General features: G+C 72.7%; 2 protein-coding genes. Both read left to right on the forward strand.

All coding sequences use genetic code 11. The annotated features are described in order from the left end of the window. A partial coding sequence (locus AB0I59_RS42055; protein ID WP_358142680.1) for a class I adenylate-forming enzyme family protein occupies nt 1-677 on the forward strand: 677 nt, incomplete at its 5' end. Continuing rightward, nucleotides 674-1,007, forward strand: a 334-nt coding sequence (locus AB0I59_RS42060) for an enoyl-CoA hydratase/isomerase family protein (protein ID WP_358142682.1), incomplete at its 3' end; no start/stop codon positions are given. The genes AB0I59_RS42055 and AB0I59_RS42060, both read left to right, overlap by 4 nt.

Genomic DNA, 1,007 nt, shown 5'->3' on the forward strand with positions numbered 1-1,007 from the left:
TCACGCCCGCCCTGCACGCCGCGATCGAGGAGCGTTGGGGCGCGCCCTGGCGGGAAGCGTACGGCAGCACCGAGGCTGGGGTCGTGCTGGCCGTCGGGCCCGAGGACACCGCGTGTGTTGGCACCGGCGCGATGGGACGGCCCGTCCCCGGCAAGGAGGCCAAGGTCGTTCGGGAGGACGGATCCGACGCCGCAGACGGTGAGGTCGGCGAGATCGTGGTACGCGGCGAGCCGATGCTGACCGGCTACTGGAACCGGGACGAGCCGCTGCTACGCGACGGCTGGTACCCCATGGGCGACCTCGGCTACCGGGACGCGCGCGGCCACTACCACTTGGTCGGGCGGCTCAAGGAGATGATCCGGCGCGGCAGCGAGAACATCGCCGCCGCCGAGGTGGAGGCGGTTCTGACCGACCACCCGGCCGTGCGCGCCGCCGCCGTGGTCCCGGTGCCCGACGAACTGTTGGGCGAGGAGGTCAAGGCGTTCGTACAGACCGCCGAGCCCGTCGAGCCGCGCGAGCTGGTGGCGTACGTCCGCGCGCGGCTGGCCGACTTCAAGACGCCGAGGTTCGTGGAGTTCGTCGAGGCGTTCCCGATGACGCCGTCCGAACGCATCGCCAAGCACCTGCTGCCCGCCGGACGGGGCGGCGCCTACGACACCCGGGAGGGAATCCGATGAGCACCGATCTGCGGGTGCGCCGCGCCGGCTCGGCCCTGGTGGTCGCCTTCGATCGGCCCGAGGTGCTCAACGCCTTCCGGGAGCGCACCTACGGCGAGTTGGTCGCCGTCCTGGACGAAGCCGCTCGCGACGACACGGTGGGCGCGGTGGTGCTCACCGGCACCGGTCGCGCCTTCTCGGCCGGCACCGACCTGAAGGAGGCCGGCGCGCAGTTGGCCGCGGGGTCCGACGCCGACCTGGTCGAACGGACCGCCGCGCTCCAGGACCTCACCCGCCGCTTCACCGGCCACCCCAAGGTGATCATCTCGGCGGTCAACGGGATCGCGGTCG

Source organism: Microtetraspora glauca, assembly GCF_040656155.1.
Lineage (GTDB): Bacteria > Actinomycetota > Actinomycetes > Streptosporangiales > Streptosporangiaceae > Microtetraspora > Microtetraspora glauca.